Genomic DNA, 24,882 nt, shown 5'->3' with positions numbered 1-24,882 from the left:
GTTCAGCCGCCAGAGCGGCCCCCCGCGCCGGCGACGTCGGTCAAGGCATAGTGCCTCATCTCCTGGATGCACCCGTAGAAGGGCTTCACCTTGGCGAAGAAGGACGGGAACGACGCGTCCTTGCGAAACCCCTGGAGGTGGCCTTCCAGCGAGTCCCAGCGGATGCGGACGACGAAGCTCGCCGGCTCCTCGGTGCATCGGGAGATCTCATAGTCGAGGCAATGCTCTGAGCCGCGCAGCTCCGTGGCCGCAGCGCGATAAGCGGACAGGAACGCCTGCTCTTGCTCTGCGGGGATCGTGTAGCGAATGTACTCGATGATCATGGCAGCTTCCTGGGTTGGGGGCGCCCTGGGGGCTCCGGCTCTGTGCGGCGGCACCTGGGGGCGCCGTGCGGCAGCACGAGCCCTCCGGAGACCAGAGATACACGCCGGCGGATCGATCGTCGAATCGACAGTCGGTGAACCGATCCATAGACGATGTCTATGGGTCGGCGTGGTATCCATCGGCCATGCGTCTGCCGTCGGTGGACACCCACCTTGTCGTGGCCTTGCACGCTTTGCTCCAGGAGAGGAGCGTCACGCGCGCCGCGCGCCGGGTGGGCGTGACGCAGCCCTCGATGAGCCACGCGCTTTCACGGCTGCGCGCCCATTTCGGGGATCCGTTGCTCGTCCAGGTGGGCAGGCAGATGACGTTGAGCGAGCGCGCGCGGGACCTTCTGCCGAGAGCAGCCGAGGCCGTCGAGCGGCTCGAGCAGGTCTTCGGCCAGGCCGAGCGGTTCGACCCGAGGCGCTCGACCCGCACGTTCCGGCTCGTCGCGACCGACAACCTGGAGCTGCTCGTGCTCCCGCCGTTGACCAGGATCCTCGCCGCCGAGGCGCCGCACGTGAACCTGCGGTGCCGCAACATCCCGCCGGATTTCGCCGAGCTCCTGCGCCGCGGCGAGCTCGACGCCAAGCTGGGGCGCGGCGGGCCGGTGCCCGACGGATGCCGGTCCACGCAGCTCGCGGCCGAGCAGCTCGTCTGCCTGATGCGGCGGGGCCACCCGGCCTCCCGGAAGGCGCTCACGGCGGCGCGCTACGCTGCCTGCGAGCACCTGATGATCTCGCCGCACGGAGAGGACCACAGCGTCATCGATCAGGAGCTGGCGGCGCGGGGGCTGCGTCGTCGGGTGACCCTCACCGTGTCGCATTTCCTCGTCGCTCCGTTCATCCTCTCCAGCTCTGACCTGCTGCTCACCGCGTCCGCGCGGGTCGCCGTGGCGCTGGCCCGGAAGCTCGATCTCGTGGTGCGGCCGTGCCCGCTCGAGGCGAGGGGCTACACCTTGACGCTCGTCTGGCCGGAACGCTGCGTGGGCGACGAGGGCCACAGCTGGCTTCGCACCGCCATCGAGCGCGCCGTCGCGTGTGAGCCTGTCGCGGGCCCGGGCGAGGCCGATGGGCCCCCTGCGCGAGGGCGGTGAGCGATCTTATCGCTTTCGGTTGCGGCCGCTTGGCGGCCCAGGTGTAGCTCAGGACGAGCGTCCAGCCGGATCGGCAGCTATCGCGTCATGCACCTCGTCGCGCGTCCCGGTTCCGGCGAGCAGGTGCCACCTCCGGAGCGTCGGCAGGTCGCGCATGGCTTCCACGGCGGACCGCAGCGCTGGCGGCATGGGGCCGAACCGCGCTTCGTACAGCTCGATCGTCCCCTGCGCCATCCCCTGCTTGCGCCCCTGCTCGATGAACTGCTCGACGAGCTCCTGGGTGGTCATGACAAACTCCTCTTCCTCGGGCGTCGCCGGTCCGGGCTCGACGAGCGCCGCTCGGAAGCGTAGCAGAGGGCCGAGCGCGATGGCGCGCTCCGGCGCCTCTTCCGGTAACAGGCGGAGCTCTTCGATCGCCTCGCGCAGCACGCGCCGACCGCCCATCAGCCGGATCAGAAGGGTCGAGCGCTCGCGGGGCAGCTCGCCGAGCACGACGACGACCGTCCGCAGCAGGTCGGGGCCTGCGTACACGCCCGCAGGCCAACCAGCCATGGGATCCATCCGCAGTCCGTCGAGCACGGCCTTGGGGCGCCCGGTCGAGAGAATCCATAAGAACGGGGCTTCGGCCGTACGATCCCGGGCCACGCAGCTCCGCCAGGCGCCGAGGTGCTTCTGCAAGCACGCACGCACCTCGTCTGCGCTCGGGCTGTCGCTGTAGGCCTCGATGGTGCACGCCGTCGCCGCGAGGCGCCCGAGCATTCCGAGGCGCTCGCGGCCAGAAGCGCGCGCCGGATCCGGCTCATACCACACGTCTGCGTGCTGCGACTCTCCGGGAACCTCCGCGTCGGTCACCACCTTGCCCGTCGCCGTCAATCCCGCCTGGGCGACGTCCTTTGCGAGCCGATCGAGCCGATTTCGCATGGCCGGCGCAGGCTCGCATGCCACCCAGGAAACACGAAAGGAGAAAGCGCTCTCCGGCGACACGCCGCGAGCACCGCAAAGAACGCGCTAATGCTTACGTGCTCCCGCGGTCCGACGTGCTTGTTTTCTGCACACGCACGATCGATCTCGCTTCGGGGTGCAGATCGTCCTCGCCCGGCGGGTCAATGACCCGGGCGAGAGCGCCCTCGTGGCGACGTGGCCGACCCCTCTTGCCCTCTGAAGGGCCATGATGGTTCCCGGCTGCCACGCGGTGTGGGTCTGCGGAGACACCCGCCCCCTGCGCGGCGCGGCCTTTCCCGACAGCGCCCTGCGGCACGCGCCGTGCTGTTTCGGGCCGGCATGCCGCGCCCCCGACTCGCCACGTCGATCGCTTTGCTTGCGCTGATCTCCGGCTGCGCCGCCCGCCCGCAGTCGGCTCTTCCCGTTGCCCTCGACGTCCCGCCTTCGCCTGCCCCGCGTTCGTCCGAGTCCAACGGCGCCGAGGGCGCCGCGCTCGGCGGGGAGCTCCTCGTCTGGGGCCGCACGGGTGATGGGCCGCCGAGGACATGGCACCTCACCGAGGAAGGCGCGGTGATCCGCGAGGAGCCCGGGATCGTCGTGGCGACCCGTCGAGGGGAGTGGCGCTGGGAGGTGCGCGAGGTGAAGGTGGAGACCTCGGCCTGCGAGTTCGGGCCCGACGAGATGAACGAGCCGGGCGAGGGCACCGCGAGCCGCGCGGAGCTCGTGCTGCGCGGGACGGGCGCGCGCCAGCAGGTGATCGCGCCGTCGGACGCGGACGGGAGCAACGTGATCCAGCACGAGGCGGAGGCGATCGGGAGCGTCGGGCCGTACCTGTTCATCGAGGAGCGGACGTACACCTACGCGTGCGGCGCGCACGGCTTCGTGGGCGTGGAGTTCACTGTGTGGGACGCCGACACGGGGGCGATCGTCGACCTGCTCACCGAGGTGTCCGGCGTGCCGGCGCTGCAGGGCAAGGCCAAGGCGCTCCTCGACGAGGACGAGGACGACCCCGTGGCCGCCCAGCAAGAGGAGAATGCGCCGGACCTCGTGCAGATCGCGCCGACCTACGACGCGCGGGGGGCGCTCCGGGTGACCGCGAAGCTCGCGCGCGCTGCGTGTTATGCCTGCGGCGACGGCGCGTGGAGCTCCTACACGCGCTCGGCGGTGGTGCCCACCAGGAAGGCGCCGGAGCGCCTCGCGGCGTGGGTGTCCCCGCCGCCCGGCATGCAGAGCTTCCTGGCGGCGCACCCGGGGCTCAACGTCGGCGGCTGGTCGCGGGCTGGCCGGAAGGAGTGAGGCGAGCGAGCCCCGCTGGCCCGGCCGGCCGCGTGGCGAGGGCGGCGGGCCGTATGGCGACAGCGGCGGGCCGCATGGCGAGGGCGGCGCGCGGCCCGCCCCGGCCACGGCCCCGCGTCAGAGCAGGTCGTCCAGGTCGTCCATGGCCTGCGACAGGTCCTCGCTCATCTCCTTCAGCTTCTCGCGGTCCTTCTCGAGCAGCACCGCCTGCGCCGCGCGGGCCTTGTCCCCGAGCTTCCGCGCGGCGAGCACGTTCTCGAGCAGGTAACGCCGCTCGGTGGCGCCGAGCGCCGCGAACGCGCGCCGCAGGACCGGGAGCGTGTCCTTGAAGCGCTCGGGCAGGATGCCGCCGAGGAACGCGTCGAGCGCCTCGACCACGGGGCGGCTCTTCACGAGCACGAGCGCGTTCACCTCGAGGAAGCCGGCCAGGAACGACGCGGCCGCCTCGGGCGGGGCCGCGCTCCCGAGCCGCAGGCCGACGATCCGCGCCACCTCGGCGTCGTCGATCACCTGCGCCAGGTAGAGCAGCCCGCACGCGAGGCCCGACGCCGTGGGGTTCACCGCGTCGCTGTCCACGAGCGCCCGCGCCGCCTCGAACCACGCGGCGCGGTCGACGATCGGCTGCGACAGGGCCACGTCGTGCAGCGTGCGCAGCGCCTCCTTGGCCGGGGCGACCGCCTCGTCGCTGCCCGTGCAGCCGCCGTGGACGCGCAGGACCGCGCGCGCGAACGTCTTCTCCAGCATCGTCGCGATCACCCCGTCGCCGAGCGACGACAGCGAGCGCGACGACCCGAACGACGCGAGCCCCGCGAAGGCGCGGCACGCCCGGGCGAGCGACGGCAGATCGCTGTCGCCCGCGGCGAACCTGTCGCACGCGTCGAGCGCCGAGGCCGCCGCGCGGGCGCTCGACGCGAGCACGGCGTTCAGCAGCACGTCGGCGGCCTCGCCGGTCGTGTGGCACGCCGCGAGGTCCTCCTCGAGCAGCCGCGTCGCCACCTGCTCGAGCGTGTCGCCGAGGACGATCTTCTCGACGAGCGCCACGTCGGTCGCCGGCGTCCACTGCGCCTCCCACGTCTCGCTCAGCTGCCGGAGCAGCTCGTCCGGCGGCACCTCGCTCGCCGCCTGCCCGCGCCGCTGCCCGCGAGCGCCCGCGCCGCCCCGCCCGGCCGCCCGGGTGCCGGCGTACGCGGCGTAGGGGATCTTCGCGATGCGGAGCCGGTGCAGGAGCACGCTCGTCCCGACCTCGACCTCGTTCGTGAGCGACAGCCGGAACGACTCGGGCGCGTCGGTGGCGGGGAGCCTGCGCTCGCGCACCTCGCGCCAGAACTCCTCCTGGAGCGAGTTCTTCCCGATGCCGCCCCCGACGCGGCCCACGTTGCGCCCGATGACGGCCGGCCAGAGGAAGCCGTCGACGTGCGTGGCGTCGCCGCGGCACATCGTGGCGATCGTCGCCTCGCGCACCTCGTCGAGGCCCGGCTCCGCCTTGCCGCGGAGCTCGGCGAGCGAGACCGCGAGGCGGAAGGCCTCGATGGTGTCGGCGAGCGAGGCCATGAAGCCGCGGAGGCGGAGGTGCTCGGTGAAGTCGATCAGCACCTCGAGGGTGGCGCGCCGGAAGTCGCCGCCCGCGTCGTGCGCGCGCTGGTAGTACTGCGGCGCCCGGTTGCCCGCGCCGTAGCCGAGCTGCTCGGAGAGCCGCGGAAAGCTGAACGGGATGAGCGTCACGGCGCACGGGATCGGCGCCGGCAGCCGCGCCTCCAGCGCCGGATCGACGTCGCGCGCCGCGAAGGCCGCCGCGTGCGCCGCGCCGAGCACGGCCGCGACCTCGCTCGGGGCGAGGTCCGGCCCCATGCGCTCGAGGATGCTCCGCGCCATGTACGCGTCGCGCGCCCTGTGGATCAGCCGGTCCCCGTCGCTGCGCACGAGGTCCGCGTACGCGAGCAGGGCCTCGCGGAACGGCCCGGGATCGTAGCGGGGCGCCTCGAACGAGGCCTCCCAGAACTCCTCGAACGAGCGGAAGCCCCGGGCGCGCGCGCACGCCGCATAGATGCTCTCCTGCTCCCCCTCCGCGCTGGCGGGCTCGCCGTCGCCGCCGTCCCCTGCGCCGCCGTCGTCCGCGTGCTCGCCGTGTCCGCCGTGCTCGCCGTGTTCCCCGTGCTCGCCGCGGTCCTCGTCGATCTCGCGCTCGTGGCCGCCCGGATCGTCGGCGTCATCGTGGCCGACCTGGGCGCCGTCGAAGGGCGCGAGCGTCGTGCCGACGGGGATGTCGATGAGCTCGACGCGCACGCCGTGCTCGAAGGCCCATTTCACCGCGACGTACTCGGGCGAGTAGGCGGCGAACGGCCACAGCGACGACGCGGGCTCCCCGTCGGTGCGGTAGCCGAGGATCGCCACGGGCGGGACGGTCTTCGGGTCGACGAGCGCCTCGAGGAGCGGGGTGGCGTCGCTCGGGCCCTCGACGAAGATCGCCTTCGGGCGCACCTCGTCGAGGTAGGCGCGCAGCGTCGCGCTGGAGCGCGGCGAGTGGTGGCGCACCGGGAAGAGGTGGACGGCGGCGAGCCGGTCGAGGTCCATCGGGTCCCTTCAGGTCGCGAGGCGCTTCTTGGCGGAGGCGTAGAACTCCTTCCAGAGCCCTGCGCGGCCCTTGGCCACGGTCTCGCAGTACTCGCGGACGGCCTTGAGGTCGTCGCCGCCCTCCTTGCTCACGGCGCCGAGCAGCGAGCGGGAGAGGTCGTCGGCGGTCACCTTCCCGGTGCCGAAGTGCTGCGCGAGGATGCCGCTGTTGAAGAGCACGCTGATGGCCTCCGCGGTCGACAGGACGGAGCCCGGGGTCTTCACCTTGGTCTTGCCGTCCTTGGTGACGCCGGCGCGGAGCTCCTGGAAGAGCGTGACGAGCAGCTTGGCGAGCTCGGCGGGCGGCTCGACGCCGACCTGGTAGTCGCCGCGGAGCTCGGCCTCGCGCTTCTGCACGATGCGGATCTCCTGCTCGAGGTCGTCGACGACGGGGACGGTGATGAAGTTGAAGCGGCGCTTGAGCGCGGCGCTCATCTCGTTGACGCCGCGGTCGCGGGTGTTGGCGGTGGCGATGAGGTTGAAGCCGCGCTGCGCGGGGACGACCTGGTCGAGCTCCGGGACGGCGATCTGCTTCTCGGACAGGATGGAGATGAGCGCGTCCTGGATCTCCGACGAGGTGCGGGTGATCTCCTCGAAGCGCGCGAAGCGCCCGTCGCGCATGGCGCGGAGGATGGGCGAGGGCACGAGCGCCTTCTGCGAGGGCCCTTCGGCGAGGAGCAGGGCGTAGTTCCAGCCGTATTTGACGTGCTCCTCGCTGGTGCCCGCGGTCCCCTGGACGACGAGGGCGCTCGTGCCGCTGATGGCGGCGGAGAGGTGCTCGGAGAGCCAGCTCTTGGCGGTGCCCGGCTCGCCGACGAGCATGAGGGCGCGGTCGGAGGCGAGGGTCGCGAGGGCGACCTGCACGAGGGCGCGATCGCCGATGTACTTGGGGGTGATCGCGACGCCGCCGACGGGTTTGTCGCTGCCGAGGATGTAGGTCTCGACGGCCCTCGGCGAGAGGCGCCACCCGGGCGGCCTCGGCGCCGTGTCGTTGGCGGCGAGGGCCGCGAGCTCGTGTTCGTACTTGGTCTCGGCGGGCTGGCGGAGGTCGCTCATGGGTGGCGCAGGAGGTTACCGCAGAACGGGGCGGAGAGAGGGGGGGAGAACGGCGCGAGCGCCTTCGAGCTCCTCGCCATCACAGCACCTGCTCGACGATATGGTCGAGCTCCTCCTGTGGAAGGCCTGGATCGGGCACGCGCCGCCCGAGCCATTCGATCTGCTCGACGGTCGGGACCCTGAGGTTCCTCAGGTCGGTCGCGTTCACCTGGGTGTGCCCGTTGAACTGCCGAACGTGGGTATCCACGAGCGTCGAGTTCAAGAAGGCCACGAGGCCGCGCGCCATCACGGCCGGCAGCCCCTCGCCGCTTCGGTGAAGCACGTTGAGGTGGTTCTCGAACCCGATCCTGTCGCCCGGCGCGCTCTCGGGCGTGAAGAGGGCGGCGACGACCCGCCGCCGCTCCTCCTTCGACGAGAAGCGCTTGACGAGCACGTAGTTCCCGCTGGGCATCCAGAGATCGGCCGTCTCCGGCGCGTCCACGAGGGCGTTCGGCTTCTTGCCATGTTTGGGCCAGTGAACGACGCCCGACGCGAGGTGCGTCGGGTAGATCAGCGGGCCGGTGCCCCTGCCGGGCTCCTGCCGCAAGAACTCGCGCGCTCGGAAGTCGACGACCTTTCCCGTCGAGACGCCCACGTTCAAGTCCGTCAACCGGGAGGGCATGCGCGCGAACGTGGCAGCGACCCTCTCCCCGGCGTCGTCCGGCACCACGTGGATGAACAGCTCGGGATCTCCGGGCCGGACGACGTGCTCGAACGGCACGGAGCGGACCGACAGCAGCTCGCCGTCGGGACCGCGCGACGACGAGATGGTGACAGGATCGCGCCGGCCGCCCCTGATGGCGTGAATGATGACGTTCTCTTGAAGGACCTCGTCCTCCGCGAACGCCGCCTTGCGCGATTCGAAGACGTGCACCCTCCGCAGCGACATCTCTCGGAAGAACAGCGCCCGGAACGGTCGAAAGTAAGGACCATTGCAGAAGCTCCGGGGGGTGATCGCGACGAGCTCCCCGCCCGGCTCCAGGAGGAGGATCGCGAGACCAAGAAAGGCCGTGTACAGGTTGCTGGTCTCGAGGCCCACGCGCCGCAGCGCCGCCCTGGCCTCGGTGTCCGAGTTGAGCTTCTTGTAAGGTGGATTCAGGATCGCGTGCGTGAACGAGCGCGGCATGCCCGGGCGAGGCCGGCCGCCGTCGAGCTGCTCGACGGCCGACCGGATGAAGTCGGCCTCGATGACGCGGGCAGCGAAGTCGATCCCGGCGCCGGCGCACTCGTCGCGACACGCGCGCGCCGTCCGGCGCAGGTACGCCGCGAGCCGCGGGTCGATCTCGAAGCCGGTCGCGCGGATCGCGCTCGGGCGTTTCCGGCGGGCACACGCGCTGGCCGTGAACGCGGCGAGGAGGCTGCCCACGCCGGCGCCGGCGTCCAGCACGCGGATCTCCTCGCTGGGCCGCTCGAACAGCGACGCCATGAACGACGCCACCGGCGGCGGCGTGAGGAACTGACCCAGCTCGGACCGCGTGCGGGGATCGAGCGCCCGCGAGGCTTCGACGCGGTGGAGGTCGACGCGGTCGAGGAGCGGCGGCGGGGCGGCTGCCTCGAGTCTCGCTGCCCGGCTCATCGATGACGTGGTTACCGCAGCCGGGGCATCGAGCCAACCGTGCCTGGGCGGTGAACGCGCCGTGGGCGCCTCGCCAGCGAGGCGGCGCCCGCGGCGCGCCGCTCAGGCGGCCTCTCGCCGCGCCGCGATCGCGGCGAGCGGCGGTATCCCGAAGCGCTCGCGCACCTCGCCGAGCGGCAGATGAACGACGTCCCAGAAGTTCCAGCGGTCGCTCAGATCGACCTTGCAGGCCGCGCCGCGCGCCAGCGCGCGCAGCACCTTGCGCGCCTCGAAGAGCCCGACCTGCGGCGCGGCGACGGGCGTGATCTGGATCCCGAGGTGGAACTGCAGCATCACGAAGAGCAGGAAGGCGAACCCGTCGCGCCGGATGAACCCCGCCTGGAAGGAGCCGGCCTGGATCTCGCCCGCGGGATCGGTGTCGTACTCCGCGAGCACGTGGCCGAGATCGTGGAACACCATGCGCTCCGGGATCGCGTCCCGGCTCTCGCCGGGGAACAGGAAGCCGCGCGCTGTGCAGTGCTCCCAGAACACCCGGCCGAACGTGCCCTCGGGCAGCAGCCCGAGCTGTTTGTAGCGGAGGGCCCGCGAGCGATCCTCGACGCCCGCGCGGAAGAAGGGCCCGAGGAGCCTGCGCACGCCGGCCAGGCCCTCTTTCCTCAGGACCTCGCCGGCGAACGCGCCGACGAGCCGGCGCCGCACGGCGGCCTTGGCGAGCCCCCTGTGGCCGCGCGCCACGAGGCGGAGCACGCCCACGCCCTGCTCGCGCACGCCGAGCGCCCGGTCGAGCGCCTCGACCGCGTCCACCTCGGCCGCCGTCACCTCGCCGTCCGCCATCGCGGTCACGAGCGCGAGCTGCACCAGCCGCTTGCGCCGGTGCGGATCCGGGATCGCGCTGGCCACCGCGTCGGGCGTGACGCGCGGCAGCCCGTCGACGTCGGCGCGGGCGCCGTGCAGGGCCGCGAGCTCCTCCAGGACGGCGCGCTGCTTTGGGTCGAAGCGCGCGAGCGCGCCGCCGGCCAGGGCCACCTCCCGGAGCGCGCCGAGCGCGGCCGGGATCTCATGCGACAGAAACACGACGATATCCATGCTGACCTCCTCTTCCGACAAGGGGTTTCACGCACCACGTTCCGCGAACGTGGCTCACTCTCGCTGGAACGCGCTGATCGCCGACAGGATCGCCGCCGAGATCTCGGGCGGCAGCGACCTGGCCGTCTCCAGGATCACCCGGACCCGCTCCGCGCTCGCCTGGTCGACGAAGCGGCGGCCGAGCGGCGTGAGCGCGAGCGTCTTCGCGCGGCGGTCCTCGGGATCCTCCTGCCGCGCCAGGAGCCCCCGCTGCACCAGGCCGTCGACGAGCCGGCTCCCGGCCGAGGCCGAGAGCCCGAGCGACGTGGCGAGCGCGGTGACGCGCACCGGGCCCTCCTGATCGACGAGGTGCAGCGCGGCCACCTGCGCCACGCTGAAGTCCTCCTCGTGCAGCGCGCGCGCGAGCCCCGCGATGATGCGCGAGAACATCATCCGCGTGAACCGCTCGAGCGGCGAGCCCAGGATCTTTTGCTTTCTCACAATATTATCTATTACGCATTAGTTGCTCATGTGCAAGTAGTTGCCGGCGCGATCGCGCGATCCCGGCGCGGGTCCGTCCGCCGCGTGAAGCGGCCGGGCGGCAGCTCTACGCGCGGGCGCCGGTCACTTGCGGGCGCCGGTCACGCGGATCTCGCGGAGGCGCGCCCGCGCCGCCGCGTAGTACGGCTCGATCTCCTTCGCCGCCGGCGTGCCCCAGAGGTTCTTCCGCTCCTCCGGGTCGCTCGCCAGGTCATAGAGCTCGAACCGGGCGCCGCCCGAGATCGTCAGCTTCATGTCGCCGCGGAGGAACGACCGCCGCGCGTCGTTGTAAGGCCCGGCCGGCATGTCGATCAGCACGTCGCGCGCCTGGGCCTGCTCGCCCGGGGCGAGGAACACGTCGGGCAAGAGCGACGCACCCGACAGGAAGTCGCTCGCGGCCGCGCCCTCGGCAGGCCCGGGTACCCGCATCAGATCGAGCAGCGTCGGCGCGATATCGATCAGGCTGCGCCGCGCCGAGACCCGGGACGGCGCCGCGCCCGGCACGTGGACGACCAGCGGCACCCGCACGAGCTCCTCCCAGAGCTCGAAGCCGTGGCGGAACATCTTGTGCTCGCCGAACGCCTCGCCGTGATCGCTCGTCACGACGATCGCCGTGCGCCCGCCGTAGGGCGCCGCCGCGATCGCGTCGAGCAGCCGGCCGATGTGCCGGTCCGTGAAGGCCACCTCGCCGTCGTAGAGATCCCGCTGCGAGGCCGCGCCGAAGCTTGCGACGTCGTCGTGCCGGAGGTAGTCGGCGTGCGGGTCGAGGTAGTGGACCCACAGGAAGAAGCGCCCGCCCGTGTTGTCCGCCGACCCGAGCAGCCGCAGCGCGGCGTCGGTCAGCGCGGCGCTCGTCGCCTTGTTGTCGACGTCCCAGGGCGCGCCCTCCGGCGGCGCCGCGGACATGTCCACCACGTCGAAGCCGCGATCGAGCCCGCCGAAGCTGCCGAAGTAGCGGTGCCCGTGCACGCTCATCGTGCGCACCCCGGCGCGCTTCAGGCGCTCGGCGACGAACGTGTCCTCCTCGCTGAACTTGTTGAAATGCCCCCAGTTCCTGTGGGTCTCGCTCCCGTACTTGCCGATGAGCATCGGGCCGACGCTCTTGCCCGTGTAGGACGCGAGCGAGTACGCGCGCTCGAACACCGTGGAGCGGGCCGCGAGGCCGTCGAGGTTCGGCGATACGGGCCGCGGGTTGCCCGCGTAGCCGAGGTCCCAGCGGAGCGTGTCGACGGTGACGAGGACGACGTTCAGGTCCGCCGGCAGGCGCGCTTCTGACGACCCGCGGGCGTCGGCGCGCGGGGCCGCCTTCGGGGCAGGGGCGAGCGCGGCGAGCGCCGCGGCCGTCAGATCGCCGCCGGAGCAGTCGTCGTCGACGCCGTTGTCGAGGATCTCCTCGGCCAGCGGGTGGACGCGCGCGTCGCGGTCGTCGCAGTCCCCGCCGCCGAAGAGGCCGGCCGCGCGGTCGCCGTCGCGATCGGCGAGGCGGCGCAGGACCGCGAGGCTCTTGCCCCCGACGGGCGCGCCGCGCTCGATCGCCTGCGCCACCGCGGGCTCCGCGTTGAGCGCGGAGGCGGCGCGCGCGGTGAGCGCGAGCGGCAGGAGCGCGGCGAGGAGCGCGACGGGCGCGCGCGCCGTCCGGACCGCGACCGGCGCGAGGAAGGCGGCGAGCGCGACGACCAGAAGGAGCGCCGGGGCGCGCAGGTCGAGCTCGGGGCGCTTGAAGATGCCGTAGACGCCGAGGAAGCCGCCCTCGCCGGAGACGCCGCCCGTGGCGACGCCGACCGCAAACAGGGCCGCGGCGATCGCGAGCGCGACGCCGCCCGTGACCGCCGGATCGACGCAGGCGGGGCGGCCGTCGCTGGCGTTGGCGAGCGCGCGCCGGAGCGGCGGCGTGAGGGCGAGGACGGCGAGGCCCGCGATGAGGCCGAGGCCGAGCGCGCCCGCGGCGACCGCGGTGCCGACCAGCAGGGGCGCGGCCTCGAGGCCGAGCAGGGCGCGGGCGAGGTGGGCGCACAGGGTCATCCAGAGGAAGGCAGCGAGCACCGCGAGCGGCACGAACGCCGCGATGTCGGCGGGCCGGCCGATCGCCCGCACCCGCAGCGCGCCCACGAGCGTGGCCGGCGACGGCGGGCCCGACGGGTCGACAACGATCGCGGCGGCGCCCGCGAGCAGGCCGACGACGAGCGCGACGGGCGCGAACACCCCGATGTCGGCGAGGTAGGTGGCGAGCTGGAAGGCGGCGTCGTCGCCGGCGCCCGCCGTGGCCCACCCGGCGTCGAGCGACGCGGCCACGACGCCGAAGACGCTGGCGCCGAGCGCGCTCCTGGCGAGCCGCCCCGCCCACGCGCGGGCCAGCGTCGGGACCGCGGGGCCCGGCGAGCTCGAGGCTCGCTTCACGCCGGGCCCCGCTTCCGCGCCATGGGGTGAGCGGCGTCGTAGACCTTGAGCAGGTGGTCGATCGAGACGTGCGTGTACCGCTGCGTCGTGGCGAGCGAGGCGTGCCCGAGCAGCTTCTGGATGGCCCGGAGGTCGGCGCCGCCGTCGAGCAGGTGGGTCGCGCAGGTGTGCCGGAGCGCGTGCGGGTGCAGGTCGGCCCGGCCGGCGCCGAGCGCGCCGTAGCGCTGCACCAGCGCCTGGACGCGGCGCACGCCGATGCGCGCGCCGCGGCGGGACAGGAAGAGGGCGCGGGGGTCGCGGGCGCCGGTCGTCGGATCGGCGAGCTCGTCGCGCCGCTCGAGGTAGCGCTCGATGGCGGCGAGGGCGTGGGAGCCGAGCGGGACGATCCGCTCCTTGTCGCCCTTGCCGACGACGCGCACCGCGGCCCTGTCGGCCGGGCGCCGGTCGACGTGGGTGAGGTCGAGCCCGCAGAGCTCGGAGACGCGCAGGCCCGCGCCGTAGAGGGTCTCCAGCATGGCGCGGTCGCGGAGCCCCTCGGCCGTCTCGGCGCCGGGGATCTCCATGACCTCGGCGGCGGCGTCGACGTCCAGGAAGGTGGGCAGCGGGCGCCGGACCTTGGGCAGGGCGAGCTGGGCCGCCGCGTTCTTGTCGACCTCGCCGCGCCGCTCCAGGTAGCGGAGCAGGGCGCGGGCGGCGCCCACCTTGCGCGCGATCGAGGCGGGCGCGTGGGTGCGCGCGAGCGAGCCCAGCCAGCTGCGCAGGAGGAGCACGTCGAGGCCATCCACGGCCGTGGCCTCGTCCGGAGAGGGGGCCTCGCCGGTGGCCGGGACCTTGCCGGTGGCCGGGGCCTTGCCGGCGACCGGGGCCTTGCCGGTGGCCGGGGCCTTGCCGCGCGCTCGCGCAGGGCGGTGATCGGCGTTCGCGGCCGCCTTCTCGCGGGCGAAGCACGCGAGCTGCTCGAGGTCGCGCCGGTACGCCGCCACGGTGTGGCGCGAGGCCCGCCGCTCGGCCGTAAGGTAGGTCAGGAAACGCGCGATCGCCTGCTCCAGCGTGGTCCCGCCGGATCGATCGCCGCTCCGCCGCGCGTGCATCACGGGTTTGCCCTACCACCAGGACGGCGCCGCAGGCAAAGACTCGCCGGCGGCCAAGGTGGAGCGCCGCTCGGCCGGCGCCGCTGCGCGGCGCGGCAGGGAAGGCGGGCGCTGGCCGGAGGGGACCGCGGTCGCCACGTCCCGCGGCAGGCAGGTGGAGGTCGCGGGGCGCGTCTCGCCATGCCCTGACAAGAAAACGCCCCTCACGGATCATGAGTGAACCACCCACCCGGTGGGCGACATGGCGCGAGCGCCGCGCACTCCCGGTTCTGCTGTCCACGAGGATCCATGATCCGCGCTGTCGAAGCGTGAATCGAACTGCAGAGCGCGGCGGTGAAGACCGGCTGTTTCGACGCGCGTGAGACCGGCGCCCGCTCGCCGCGAAGGAGCTGCTCAATCGTGGTTGCCCCTGACGGACCGCGGCGGGACACGCTTGTGATCCAGGTGTGTACGCCGCTCTCGGTGTGGTACGAGGGCTTGCCCGGGGCCCGGGCGCACGAGGAGCATGAAATGACCAACGCAGCCGTGAGCGTGCCGGCCGTCGAGGCGCCGACGAAGCTTTCCTTTGCTCAGACCCTGAAAAGCCTGCCGCGCTCCTTCTGGATGGGCTGCACCATGGAAATGTGGGAACGGCTGGCTTACTACGGTGTGCGCGTCGTCATGCCCATTTACATCGCCCAGGCCGACGAGCCTGGAGGGCTCCACTTCAGCCAGCAGGACAAGGGCACCATTTACATGGTCTGGGCCCTCATCCAGTCGCTGCTCCCGATGATCAGCGGCGGTTACGCCGACCGGTACGGCTACAAGCGCACGATCTTCATCACGGTGTGGCTGAAGATCATCGGTTATCTGCTGATGGCGACGCAGCGGAGCTTCACCGGCTTTCTGCTCGGCGTGGTCGTCCTCGCGACGGGCACGGCCCTCTTCAAGCCCGGGATCCAGGGCACCCTGGCCCAGTCGATGGACAAGTCGAACTCGTCGGTCGGCTGGGGCCTCTTCTACTGGCTCGTGAACGTGGGCGCGGCGATCGGCCCGCCGCTCGCCGGCTACCTCCACGGCAAGAGCTGGTCGTGGGTCTTCTATGGCTGCGCCGCCATCATCTCCCTGAACTTCCTGATGCTGTTCACGTACAAGGAGGTCGACTCCGGCGCTGACAAGACCTCCGGGGCGTGGAGGGTCTTCAAGGACACGATCAAGAACATCTGGGACGCGCGGCTCATCACCGTGATCCTGCTGCTCTCGGGGTTCTGGCTGATGATGTACCAGCTCTGGGATCTGATGCCGAACTTCTACACGGACTGGATCAGCAGCACCTCCTTCGTGCAGAACAACCCCTGGCTCCCGGCGTCGTGGCTCGAGCTCAAGGATCCGCGCGGGGTCCAGCTCAAGCAGGAGAACGTGATCAACCTGAACTCGGTGAGCATCGTCCTGCTCCTCGTGCCCTTCTCGTACCTGGTGGCGAGGATGAAGGTGCTCTCGGCGATGACGCTGGGCATCCTCGTCGCCATTTTCGGCATCCTCGTCGCAGGGACCACGACGTCGCTCTACGTCCTCTTCGGGGGCATCCTGCTCTTCTCCATCGGCGAGATGCTGACCGGCCCGAAGAAGAGCGAGTATTTCGCGCTCATCGCGCCGAAGGGAAAGAAGGCGCTTTATCTCGGTTACGTCAACATTCCGGCGGCGATCGGCCCCGCGATCGGCGCGCAGATGGCCGGGATCCTCTATGGGACCCGGGGCGAGAAGGCCACGCTGGCCCTGCGCTACCTCGCCGAGAAGACCGATCTCGCCAAGGGGAAGGCATGGAACGGCGATGTGGCGTCGCTCTCGGAGCTCCTCGGGGTGTCGCGCCAGCAGGCCTTCAGGACGCTGCAGGAGACGCTGCACATCGACGCCGCCGAGGCGACGCGCCTGCTCTGGGACACCTACCGGCCTTACGAGATCTGGTATTCGTTCGCGGCGATCGGGGTCGCTTCGCTCGTCGGGATGCTGATCTTCTCCCGGCGCTCGAGGAGGTGGAAGGACCTCGACGTGTAGGGCGCGCGGCCGCGCCGGCGCGGGCGAGGGGGCCTGGCGCCGGCCGGCGTGGCCGGTCGCCGCACGAGCGGCGCCTCCAGGCAGGGCAGCTCGCGGTTACGTCAACGCTTCGGCCGCCGTCGTGGCGGTGACGGCGCGTTCGAGCCACCGTTCCAGGACCTCGAGCTCGGCGCAGCCCTCGATGCGTGCGTCCTCCTCAGGACGCAGCGCGAGCTGCCGCTGCGCGAGCACCCTGCGCAGCGCGGTTCGGGCCTCGGAGAGGCGACCCCGCTCGATGCCCTTCTCGACCAGCTTCTGCTGTACGTCCGGGTTTGCACCGAGCAGAGCCTGAAGGATCTCTCGCTCCCGCGCCTTGACCTCGGGGTCTTCACCCTTGCCAACCCACCACAACAGCTCTTCGCGCACGGTCGCCGACATCGCGGTGAATCTTACCATGCCGAGCACCCATGCGAGCGGCATTCGCGAGGCGACCCACCGGGCAAACTCGTCGAGCGCCCGTCCGGAGCGGGCGACCAGGAAGGGGACGAGCTCGTCGCGCAGCGGAAGGTCGTTGGCTGCGATCCACAGGAAGGGGAAGCTCGACGGCTCCACACGGTAACAAGCTTGCCCGACGGCGACGAGCGCGCGTTGCGCCCGCAGCCAGTCGGGCACGTGCGGCGCGACGAGCCAGAGCGGCTCCTGGCCCGACCACGCATGTGTGCTGTCTTCCGCCCGTTGCACCTGCCTCGCCTGCCGCCGGAGCAGCGCGCGCTCGACGGCCGGGAAATCGAGATGATCTCCTGGCATTTTCAGCTCGACCAGGACCTCCTCGTGGCTCCCGGCCTCTGGCCATGGGGCGGGCAGCGCTGCAATACGGTCGGGGTGGCGTACGAGCAAGAGCCCATCGCTCTGCACCTTCACCAGGCCAATCTCGGGCGGATCCTGCCATGTGACAGCACCGCCGGTGATCCGCTCCGTCTCTGCGGCAAAGGTGCGTTTGGCGAACTGGTCCGGCTGCCCCACGCGCGGCTCAGTAGCAGAGCGTGTCCACAGGAACCAGCGCGTTATGCCGTGTTCTTGGCCGCTTCGTCTCTTACGCGCGGCGGTGCATGCGCATCACGAGATCGCATTACCAACGAGTTTTTTTCGGACCAGCCACTCCGCTGCTGGACTCGCAGCGCTGCGGCCTACTCGCACGCCTCGCCGAGGACGTACCCGTGCTTGCAGATGCAGCGGCACTCGACCTCGAACTCGGGCTCGTTGCACGCCGGCCGGACCTGCCGCACCTGCTTCGCCGTCCGGCCCTCCCTGTCCTTCACCTGCACCTCGATCTCGTAGTCGTGATCGAAGATGTCGCTGCCCGACCAGTTGTTCGGGCAGACTCCCACGTTCGCGAAGGTCGAGATGTCGGCGTCGACGCTCGCTCCCCAGCCGTCGCCGGTCGGCCTGAGGTTGACCGTCCTCGACTCGGACATCACACGCCCGGACAAGGGATCGCGGAGCGAGCCGGACAGCTGGACGCCGCAGGCGCTCAGGTTCGTCGCGCGGACGCCCAGGAAGAGCACCCGCCCGCCCTGCGGCGGCATGATGATGTCGATCCCGTCGCCGTCGCTCACCGGGTGCGCCGCGTCGCTCGAGTCGAGCGCGGTGACCTCCATGCGGATGTCGGCGCCCTCCTCGCCCAGGTACCCGAGCTTGCAGGCGTGCTCGACCGGCGGGGGATCCCCGCCGTCGTCGGCGCACGCCGGCGCGGCGAGCAGCAGCGCAGCGAGCCCACGGCTCACCGCAGCGGGCCAGGCCATCAGCGGTCCCGCCCCTCCGGCGCCGGAGGATCCCCCCCGTCGTCCTCGGGCTCCTCCCGCGGGATGGGCGCGCGCGGGCGCCTCGTGGCGCCGAAGGAGCTGGAGCTCGTCGGCGCCATGGTGATCGGCGCCATCGCCCGCGAGTCGGGCGGCGGCCGCTGGGACAGCGCGTCGCCGCGCCACCTGCCGTCGGCGTCCGCCTCGGCGCGCCCCGGCGCCTCGCTGGGCGCCGAGCTCCATTCAAGAAGACCAGCCTGCGGGAAGGGCGTGCGCTCGGCCAGGTACGCCGCGAGCAGCCGATCGCGCTCGAGCTCTTCCGTGCTCGGCGGCGGGGGAGGATCGAGCGTCGGCAGCTCGTCGGTCCACGTCAGGTCCGCCTCTTCCAGGCTCGAGCCGGACCCGGCGCTGGAGAACGCGCGCGGCGCGTTTCGCTCCGTCGGGACAGGCTCCGGGGCGTAGCTCGGGGCACCGCCCGGCGCATGGCTGGAGGCACGGGCCGGCGCCGGGCTGAGGGTACGGGGCGGCACGTGGCTGGAGGCACGGGCCGGCGTCGGGCTGGGAATGCGGGGCGGCGCGTGGCCAGGGGCGCGGTCCGACGCGTGGCTGGAAGGACGGGGCGGCGGATAGCCAGGAGCACGGTCCGACGCGTGGCTGGAAGGACGGGGCGGCGGATAACCCGGGGCGCGGTCCGACGCGTGGCTGGAAGGACGGGGCGATGGATAGCGAGGGGCAGGGGCGCGGTCCGATGCGTGGCTGGAAGGATGGGGTGGCGGATAGCCCGGGGCCCGGTCCGACGCGTGGCTGGAAGGACGGGGGGGCGGATAACCCGGGGCGCGGTCCGACGCGTGGCTGGAAGGACGGGGCGATGGATAGCGAGGGGCAGGGGCGCGGTCCGACGCGTGGCTGGAAGGATGGGGCGGCGGATAGCCCGGGGCACGGTCCGACGCGTGGCTGGAAGGACGGGGCGATGGATGGCGAGGGGCAGGGGCACGGTCCGACGCGTGGCTGGAAGGACGGGGCGATGGATGGCGAGGGGCAGGGGCACGGTCCGACGCGTGGCTGGAAGGACGGGGCGGGGTGTACGTGGGCGCGTGATCGAGCGCGCTGGCGGGCGGAGGCTCGGACGCGAAGGAAGGGCTCCGCGAGGTGGGCGGCGGCCCCGGCGGCGGCGGATCGATGGTCGGGAGCTCGTCGTCCCAGTCCCAATCCTCCGGATCAACTCGGGAATCCGACCGGCGCGACGGCGCGCCGAGCCGGAGATCCCCCGACCTCCGCGACGCCGGGAACGCCGCCGGAGGGCCGATCGTCGGCAGCTGGCCCACGCCCGGGTCCCGCGCCGGCGCGTCGTCCCGGCGCTCGATCTGCCGCGACGGGCGCGTCGGCTCGGGCGCCGGCACGGAGTACCTCGTCGACGCGACCTGCCCGAAGGGCCGCGAGTCCCGCGGCAACCGCGGCGGAGGAGGGACGGCCATCGCCGCGCGCGCCGCTGCCGTCGAGGGGGGCGGCTGCGTCGAGATGAGGTTCTCGTCGCGACCCCGCTCGGCCGCCGCCGGGCGATCGGCCGGCGCCGCCTGCCGGGGTTGCACGCTGGTCGGCGACGGCCCGGCCTGCGCGGAGCCCGCGAGCGGCCTGCCGAGCCACGCGGCCTCCTTGCGCGCCTGCGCGGAGCGCGCGCCTTCCTCCGAGCGGATCGCGCGCGGCGCGAGCGTGTCGCCCGGCTCCGTCGGCGGGACCTCGTCGCCGAAGAGCACCGGCGCGGCGGCCGTCACCCGCGACTCCACCCCCGCGGCGCCCCTCCCGGAACGGAAGCCGAACGCGGCGCGGATCGCCCGCTCGTGGTGAGGCTCGACCTCGACCGGCCGGACGATGAAGCACGGCTCCGCGCCCGGCGCCCGCTGCGAGAGGTCGACGTCGAACGGCGCGCCGAGGAGGTGGCCCTGCTCGTCGAACAGGACGCGCACCGGCGGCTGCGCGAAGTGCGCGGGCGACAGCGGCGTCGAGAGGACGACCCCGAGCTCGCCGGTGCTCAGCTGCACGAACGTCCCCGTCGGGATGATGCCGAGCGCGCCGACGAGCAGCTTGCCGATCGCCCGGTCGGTCGCGCTCTCGGCGCCCGAGATCATGCGCTGGAGCACGGCGTCGAGCGACGAGGCGCCGCCCGACGCGGTCTCGATCGTCGGGAACGGCGCCGTCCGGAGCTCCGTGAACTGGCGGGCGGCCGCCAGGATCCGCGCGAGCACCGTGGGGCTGCGCCGGCCGCCGTAGAGCGGGCCCTGCCGGCCGCCTTGCCGCAGCGCGAGCGCCTCGTAGGCGATCACCGTGCGCGTGATCGAGGGCGCGTGCAGCTTGCCGAGCGCCGTCAACATGACGGCCGCGCTCGCGGGCAGCCGCTCCTTCTCGTCGTCGCTCAGGCCGCGCTCGAGGAGAGAGCGCGCGACAGGCTCCCCTTCGTCGGCCGAGCCGGCGAGCACCCCCGTGAGCCGCAGCCGGCTCACGTCGTAGAGCAGCGCCGCGGTGACGAGGCTCCCGAGCATCCTCCTGTCGGTCGTGAGCTGCCGGGCGATGCCCAGCGCGACGATCGCCGTGGACACGCTGAGGCCCCCCTCGTCCGGGTCGGCGATCTTGCCCGCGGCGACCGAGAGCAGGAGGCGCGCGTCCTCCTCGGCCGCGGCGACGAGCTTCTGCGCGACGCGCTTCACCCGCTGCGGCAGGATCGCCGGGGACGAGCGCAGGGCCGCGTAGAACGACCGCATCACGAGGATCGCCGCCGCGTAGGTGCGGCTGATCCGGCCGATGCGGGTGCCGTCGCCGTCGATGGCCCCGCCAGGGAACGGGTTCGTGAGCTTGCGGACGCGGACGCCCCGCAGGCTCGACTGGAGGAGCCGCGCGGCGATGCTGCGGTCGCGCTGGGCGTCGGCGAGGAGGCGGGCGAAGGCGGCGAGCTCGGCCCGACGGACCGCCTTGTCGAGCACGAGCTCGGAGACGTCGCAGGCCTCGAAGAAGCTGCCGAGCTCCAGGGCGACCTCGTACGTCTCGCGCGAGGCGCGGAGCATCTGGCCGTTGATGAAGAGGGTGTTGCCCGCGAACACGATCGTCGCGGCCTCGCTCCCCGACAGCTCGCAGAACTGGACGATGCTGTCGATGGCGGACGGGACGAGCGACAGCACCGCCTGGTTCGAGTCGCTGTGCAGGAGGCACGCCTTCGCGAGCCGGTAGATCATCTGCACGAGCCCGAGCGCCGCGCGGCGCCGCACGTCGGCCTTCACGCCCGAGATCGCCGTGTCGCCCGTGCTCTCGTGGAGGTTCGCTTTCTCCTCGCTCACGGCTTCCTCCCGCCGCGGGGCGACGGAGACGGCGCCGGCTTCGTCGAGGGCACCGCGCTGCCGGGCGCGGGCTCGATGGCCGTGCGGGACGGCGCGCCGAACGGCAACGAGGCGGGGCCCTGCCGCGCGCTGTACGGCGCGGCGCTGGCGCTCGAGGGCGGGGCGGGGGACCTCGGCGGCATGGCCGGGCGCGGCATCGACGGCGGCATCGGCGGCGGCGCGGCCGTCGGGGTGGACGCCGACGTGGAGGAAGGCGGCGGCCCGCGCCGGCTGAACGGCACGGAGGTGGGAGGCGCCGAGGCGGCGCTCGTCGAGGCGGGCACCGGCGAGACGAGCGGCGGCCTGTAGGCGGCTCGGCCGGCGTCGCCGTTCGGGGTCATGGATCCGGGGCGCGGGGTGCTCCACGGCTCGAGCTGGTCCGGCAGGCTGAGCGGCCCGCCCGGGCTCACGCGCCGGACCGAGACGGGCGAGTACGAGCGCCTTGCGCGCGAGGGCGGCGCGCTCGCGTCCGGGTGCGCCTGCGCCGCCGGGCGATCGCTCGGGCGGGTCGGCGCGACGAGGCGCGCGGCGATCGCGACCGCGGCGCGCGCGGCGGCGTCGCGCACCGGCGGGGTGTTCCACCAGCGCGGCTTGGTCGCCTCCTTGACCGCGCGGAGCGCCTCGTAGCTCCGCGCCTGGCAGAGGAAGTGCGCGGCCAGCTCGCGGGTCTGCTCGATCGCTTCGGACGGGATGAGCTGGCGCTTCTCGAGCAGCTCGATCGCGAGCTTCTCGGCGCGCGCGGGGTTCAGCTGCGCGACGGTCTCGAGCCACTGCCGCCGCTCTGCCCCCGAGAGGTCGTGGAACGACGGCGCGACGATCCGCCGCACGAGCGTCGGGCCCGCGGCGAGCACGCCGAGCTTGCCGATGAGGCGCAGGGCCTCGCAGCGCACCGGCGGCGCGGGGTCGTCGAGGAGCTTCTGGAGCTCTTCCCGGACGCGCTCGGCGGCGGAGCCCGCGGAGCCGCCCTCGCCCGCGGCGGCGTCGGGGAGCTCGGCGAGCGCGTTGATGCGCACCTCGACGTGCGGGCTCGCGAAGCCGGCCTCCAGCGCGGCGAGGGCGCCGGGGGTCTTGAGCTGCGCGAGCAGCTGGAGGAGCGTCAGGGCGAGGGGGGCCGGGGCGCGAGAGAGCAGGTCCCCGAGCTCGGCCTCCCGGCCCGGCGCCCACCGCCGCATGTAGGCGAACAGGACCTCGCGCAGGCGCTCGGACTGCACGGCGCCGTGGCACTGGCACGCGGCGCTGAAGAGCGAGCCGTCCTCGAGCGCGTCGAGCGCGTGGGCCAGCCCCTCGACGATCGCCGGGTCGAGCGGCGCCACGCTCCGGCTCGCGCCGGCCTGCGCGGTGTTCCGGCTCGTGCCGGCCTGCAACGTGTTCCGGCTCGTGCCGGCCTGCGCCGCGCTGCGCCCTGGGTCGGCCTGCGCCGCGCTCCGGCCCGCGTCGACCTGTGTCGCGCTCCGGCCTGCGCCGGCCTGCGCCGCGCTCCGGCCCACGCCGGCCTGCGCCGCCGCGCCTGCGGCCGCCGCGCCGCCGGGGGCAGCGCCCGCGGCCGCCACGCCGTGGCCCGCCGCGCCGGTGGCCGACGCTCCCGTGGCCGCCGCGCCGGTGGCCGCCGGCTCCTCCGGGTGAGCCGTCGCGAGGTCGTTGAGGATCGCCCTGAGCGCCTCGACCGGGAACATCGCCTGCGCGAGCGTCCGGTCGACGGCGCGCGGCGAGAGCTGCGGCAGCGCGGCGCTGGATCGACCTGCCGCGCCTGCCGCACTGGCCGCGCCTGCCGGGCCGCGCTGCATGCCGTCGAGCCGCGCGAAGAACGCGCGCCGGAGCATCGTCTGCACCTCGAACGCGAGCTCGTAGCTGTGCAGGACGATCTGGTCGGCGGTCCACGCGGTGAGCGCCCCCGTCATGCGGTCCTCGTCGCCGTGCCGGACGGCGTCCACGTAGCCGTCGACGAACGCGTCCATGTAGCGCTCGTTCCACTGCTCCGACGGCAGCGCGATCTGGGCGCCGAGGGTGCTCCGGGTCAGCGGGTCGATGGCGAGCGCCGAGGCGGCCGCGCCCGTCTCCGCGAGCGCGGCCTCGACGTTCCGCTGCAGCGCCCTGCCCGCGAGCGAGCTCTCGTCCCACAGGCTCTCGATCTGCGCGAGGGCGCGCGCCCCCACCGCGACCTCCCGGCACTGCTCCTCGAAATCCTCCAGGTCCGCGTCGCCCTCGGCGAACTGGTCGATCGCCATGTACGCGATGTGCTCGAAGCGCCGGTCCCAGAGCGCGGTCACGGCGTCGTCGTCCTCGCTCATGCCGAAGCTCTGGTCGCGGAGCAGGATGGCCGCGAAATCGCGGAGCTCGGCCTCGGTGATGCCGGCCTTGATCTGGATCTTCCGGACGCCGTCGGCGAAGAGCTGGTAGGGGATGCGATCGAACGGGGGCCTGTCGGGCTGCCAGATCGGCTGGCCCCCCGAGGTGAACGCGCTCGGGGTGACCTCCCAGCGGACGCCGAGGGGGTTCTGCGAGAGCGTCCGCGTGATCTCGTCGAACGCGAAGTGGATGCCCTTGTTCACGTGGGGGTGGTTCCACCCGTACTGTCGGATGTTGCTGAGCACGAGCGCGAGCTGCCTCCAGACGCCGACGAGCCGCTGGCAGGTCTGCTCGACGATCGACGGCGGATCCTGGTCCTCGTCGATGGTGTCGTTGCCGCGGACGAGCACGCGCGGCGCCTTCTTCTCGCGCGAGGGCGTCAGCTGGTTGGCGGCGTGCGCGGCCGTCAGCCGGCGGAGCTCGCCGCGCATCGCGGCGGCGCTCTGGAAGCGGCCCCCGCGCTCGAAGGCGAGCGCCTTGTCGACGAACGCCACGATCTCGACCGGCAGGTCGGGGACCTCGGTCGCGATCGACGGCGCGGTCTGCGTCGCGGCGAGGAAATACGACTCGGACTCGCTCCGGCCGCGGTTGAGCCGCTTGCCCGACAGCAGGGTGAACAGGCTCGCGCCGACCGACCAGACGTCGGACCGGCCGTCGATGCCGGACACGCCCATCGCCTGCTCGGGCGACATGAAGGCCGGCGTGCCGAACGTGAGCCCCGCGCGCGTGGCCTGCCGCTCGGGGTCGCGCATCCGGGCGATGCCGAAGTCGAGGACCTTCACGTGGCCGGCGCTCGTGACGAAGATGTTCGCCGGCTTGATGTCGCGGTGGACGATGCCGATCGAGTGGCACTTCTCGAGCAGATCGAGCACCACGTCGAAGACGGGCAGCACCTGGGCGAGGGGGAGGGTGCCGCCGGCGCTGCTCGCGAGCCGCTGGAGCGTGGTGCCGGAGAGCAGCTCCATGACGAGGAACGGCTCGCCGCGGTCGCTGAGGTCGTCCTCGACCACGGCGACCCGCGCCGGGTGATCGACCCGGTTCGCGATCTTGCCCTCCCGCAGGAAGCGGTCCCGCAGCTCGGCGTTGCGCGCGAACTCGATGTGGAGGACCTTGACCGCCGCCCGCGTCCCCCTGCGGTGGGTCGCCGCGAACACCGCGCCCATGCCGCCGACGCCGAGCAGATCGTCGAGCCGCCACTTGGCGTTCAGGGCTGTCCCGATCCGCGCAGCGGCGGTGTCCACGAGGTTCGGCTCCTCGGCGTGCGGGTCGAGCGGGGCCATAGACCGGG

At 73.0% G+C, this 24,882-nt stretch carries 16 protein-coding genes; 3 read left to right on the top strand and 13 right to left on the bottom strand.

Features of this window, described 5'->3' with window-relative positions:
- Positions 1-2 precede the first annotated feature (2 nt).
- Positions 3-323 (bottom strand): putative quinol monooxygenase, encoded by a 321-nt coding sequence (locus tag WMF44_RS41920; RefSeq protein WP_437295658.1) that lies wholly within the window; start codon positions 321-323, stop codon positions 3-5.
- Positions 324-508: 185 nt separating this feature from the next.
- Between WMF44_RS41920 and WMF44_RS41915 the strand changes: the two genes are divergently transcribed.
- Positions 509-1,459, top strand: coding sequence for a LysR family transcriptional regulator (locus tag WMF44_RS41915; RefSeq protein WP_437295657.1), 951 nt, complete (start codon positions 509-511; stop codon positions 1,457-1,459).
- A gap of 48 nt (positions 1,460-1,507) precedes the next feature.
- Here the strand turns inward: WMF44_RS41915 and WMF44_RS41910 are convergent, their stop codons facing one another.
- Entirely contained in the window at positions 1,508-2,380 is an 873-nt protein-coding gene (locus WMF44_RS41910) for a hypothetical protein (RefSeq protein WP_437295656.1), read from the bottom strand.
- Positions 2,381-2,740: 360 nt separating this feature from the next.
- On the opposite strand from WMF44_RS41910, the gene WMF44_RS41905 reads away from it, so the two are divergent.
- Positions 2,741-3,697: a hypothetical protein gene (locus WMF44_RS41905; protein ID WP_437295655.1), complete on the top strand. Its 957-nt coding sequence runs from the start codon at positions 2,741-2,743 to the stop codon at positions 3,695-3,697.
- A gap of 117 nt (positions 3,698-3,814) precedes the next feature.
- Here the strand turns inward: WMF44_RS41905 and WMF44_RS41900 are convergent, their stop codons facing one another.
- The 7 genes from WMF44_RS41900 to WMF44_RS41870 form a co-directional block, all read right to left on the bottom strand.
- Positions 3,815-6,268, bottom strand: a complete 2,454-nt coding sequence (locus WMF44_RS41900; RefSeq protein ID WP_437295654.1) for a DUF5682 family protein — start codon at positions 6,266-6,268, stop codon at positions 3,815-3,817.
- Positions 6,269-6,277: 9 nt separating this feature from the next.
- Positions 6,278-7,363 carry an ATP-binding protein gene (locus WMF44_RS41895; protein WP_012240402.1) on the bottom strand — a complete coding sequence of 362 codons (1,086 nt, stop codon included), beginning with the start codon at positions 7,361-7,363 and terminating at the stop codon, positions 6,278-6,280.
- A 79-nt stretch (positions 7,364-7,442) separates the two neighbouring features.
- The gene (locus WMF44_RS41890; RefSeq protein ID WP_437295653.1) at positions 7,443-8,978 is read right to left on the bottom strand and encodes an Eco57I restriction-modification methylase domain-containing protein; all 1,536 of its coding nucleotides are present in this window, start codon (positions 8,976-8,978) and stop codon (positions 7,443-7,445) included.
- Between the two features lie 102 nt (positions 8,979-9,080).
- Positions 9,081-10,064 (bottom strand): hypothetical protein, encoded by a 984-nt coding sequence (locus WMF44_RS41885; protein WP_437295652.1) that lies wholly within the window; start codon positions 10,062-10,064, stop codon positions 9,081-9,083.
- 54 nt (positions 10,065-10,118) lie between these two features.
- Entirely contained in the window at positions 10,119-10,544 is a 426-nt protein-coding gene (locus WMF44_RS41880; protein WP_437295651.1) for a MarR family winged helix-turn-helix transcriptional regulator, read from the bottom strand.
- A 123-nt stretch (positions 10,545-10,667) separates the two neighbouring features.
- Positions 10,668-12,980 (bottom strand): sulfatase-like hydrolase/transferase, encoded by a 2,313-nt coding sequence (locus tag WMF44_RS41875; protein ID WP_437295650.1) that lies wholly within the window; start codon positions 12,978-12,980, stop codon positions 10,668-10,670.
- The gene (locus WMF44_RS41870; RefSeq protein WP_437301672.1) at positions 12,977-14,071 is read right to left on the bottom strand and encodes a tyrosine recombinase XerC; all 1,095 of its coding nucleotides are present in this window, start codon (positions 14,069-14,071) and stop codon (positions 12,977-12,979) included. The genes WMF44_RS41875 and WMF44_RS41870 overlap by 4 nt, the downstream gene beginning before the upstream one ends.
- A 510-nt stretch (positions 14,072-14,581) precedes the next feature.
- Here WMF44_RS41870 and WMF44_RS41865 point away from each other — a divergent pair.
- Positions 14,582-16,105 (top strand): MFS transporter, encoded by a 1,524-nt coding sequence (locus tag WMF44_RS41865; RefSeq protein ID WP_437295649.1) that lies wholly within the window; start codon positions 14,582-14,584, stop codon positions 16,103-16,105.
- Between the two features lie 96 nt (positions 16,106-16,201).
- Here the strand turns inward: WMF44_RS41865 and WMF44_RS41860 are convergent, their stop codons facing one another.
- The 4 genes from WMF44_RS41860 to WMF44_RS41845 form a co-directional block, all read right to left on the bottom strand.
- Positions 16,202-17,107: a hypothetical protein gene (locus WMF44_RS41860; RefSeq protein ID WP_437295648.1), complete on the bottom strand. Its 906-nt coding sequence runs from the start codon at positions 17,105-17,107 to the stop codon at positions 16,202-16,204.
- Between the two features lie 164 nt (positions 17,108-17,271).
- Positions 17,272-17,886 (bottom strand): hypothetical protein, encoded by a 615-nt coding sequence (locus WMF44_RS41855; protein ID WP_437295647.1) that lies wholly within the window; start codon positions 17,884-17,886, stop codon positions 17,272-17,274.
- Positions 17,886-21,209, bottom strand: coding sequence for a hypothetical protein (locus WMF44_RS41850; RefSeq protein WP_437295646.1), 3,324 nt, complete (start codon positions 21,207-21,209; stop codon positions 17,886-17,888). The genes WMF44_RS41855 and WMF44_RS41850 overlap by 1 nt, the downstream gene beginning before the upstream one ends.
- Complete coding sequence (locus WMF44_RS41845; RefSeq protein WP_437295645.1) at positions 21,206-24,874, bottom strand: protein kinase domain-containing protein; 3,669 nt, start codon at positions 24,872-24,874, stop codon at positions 21,206-21,208. The genes WMF44_RS41850 and WMF44_RS41845 overlap by 4 nt, the downstream gene beginning before the upstream one ends.
- Positions 24,875-24,882: the final 8 nt, after the last annotated feature.

This window comes from Sorangium sp. So ce426 (genome assembly GCF_051475585.1).
GTDB classification, from domain to species: domain Bacteria; phylum Myxococcota_A; class Polyangia; order Polyangiales; family Polyangiaceae; genus Sorangium; species Sorangium cellulosum_B.
The sequence above is the reverse complement of the archived record's forward strand: the minus strand, read 5'-3'. Positions and strand labels throughout refer to the sequence as shown.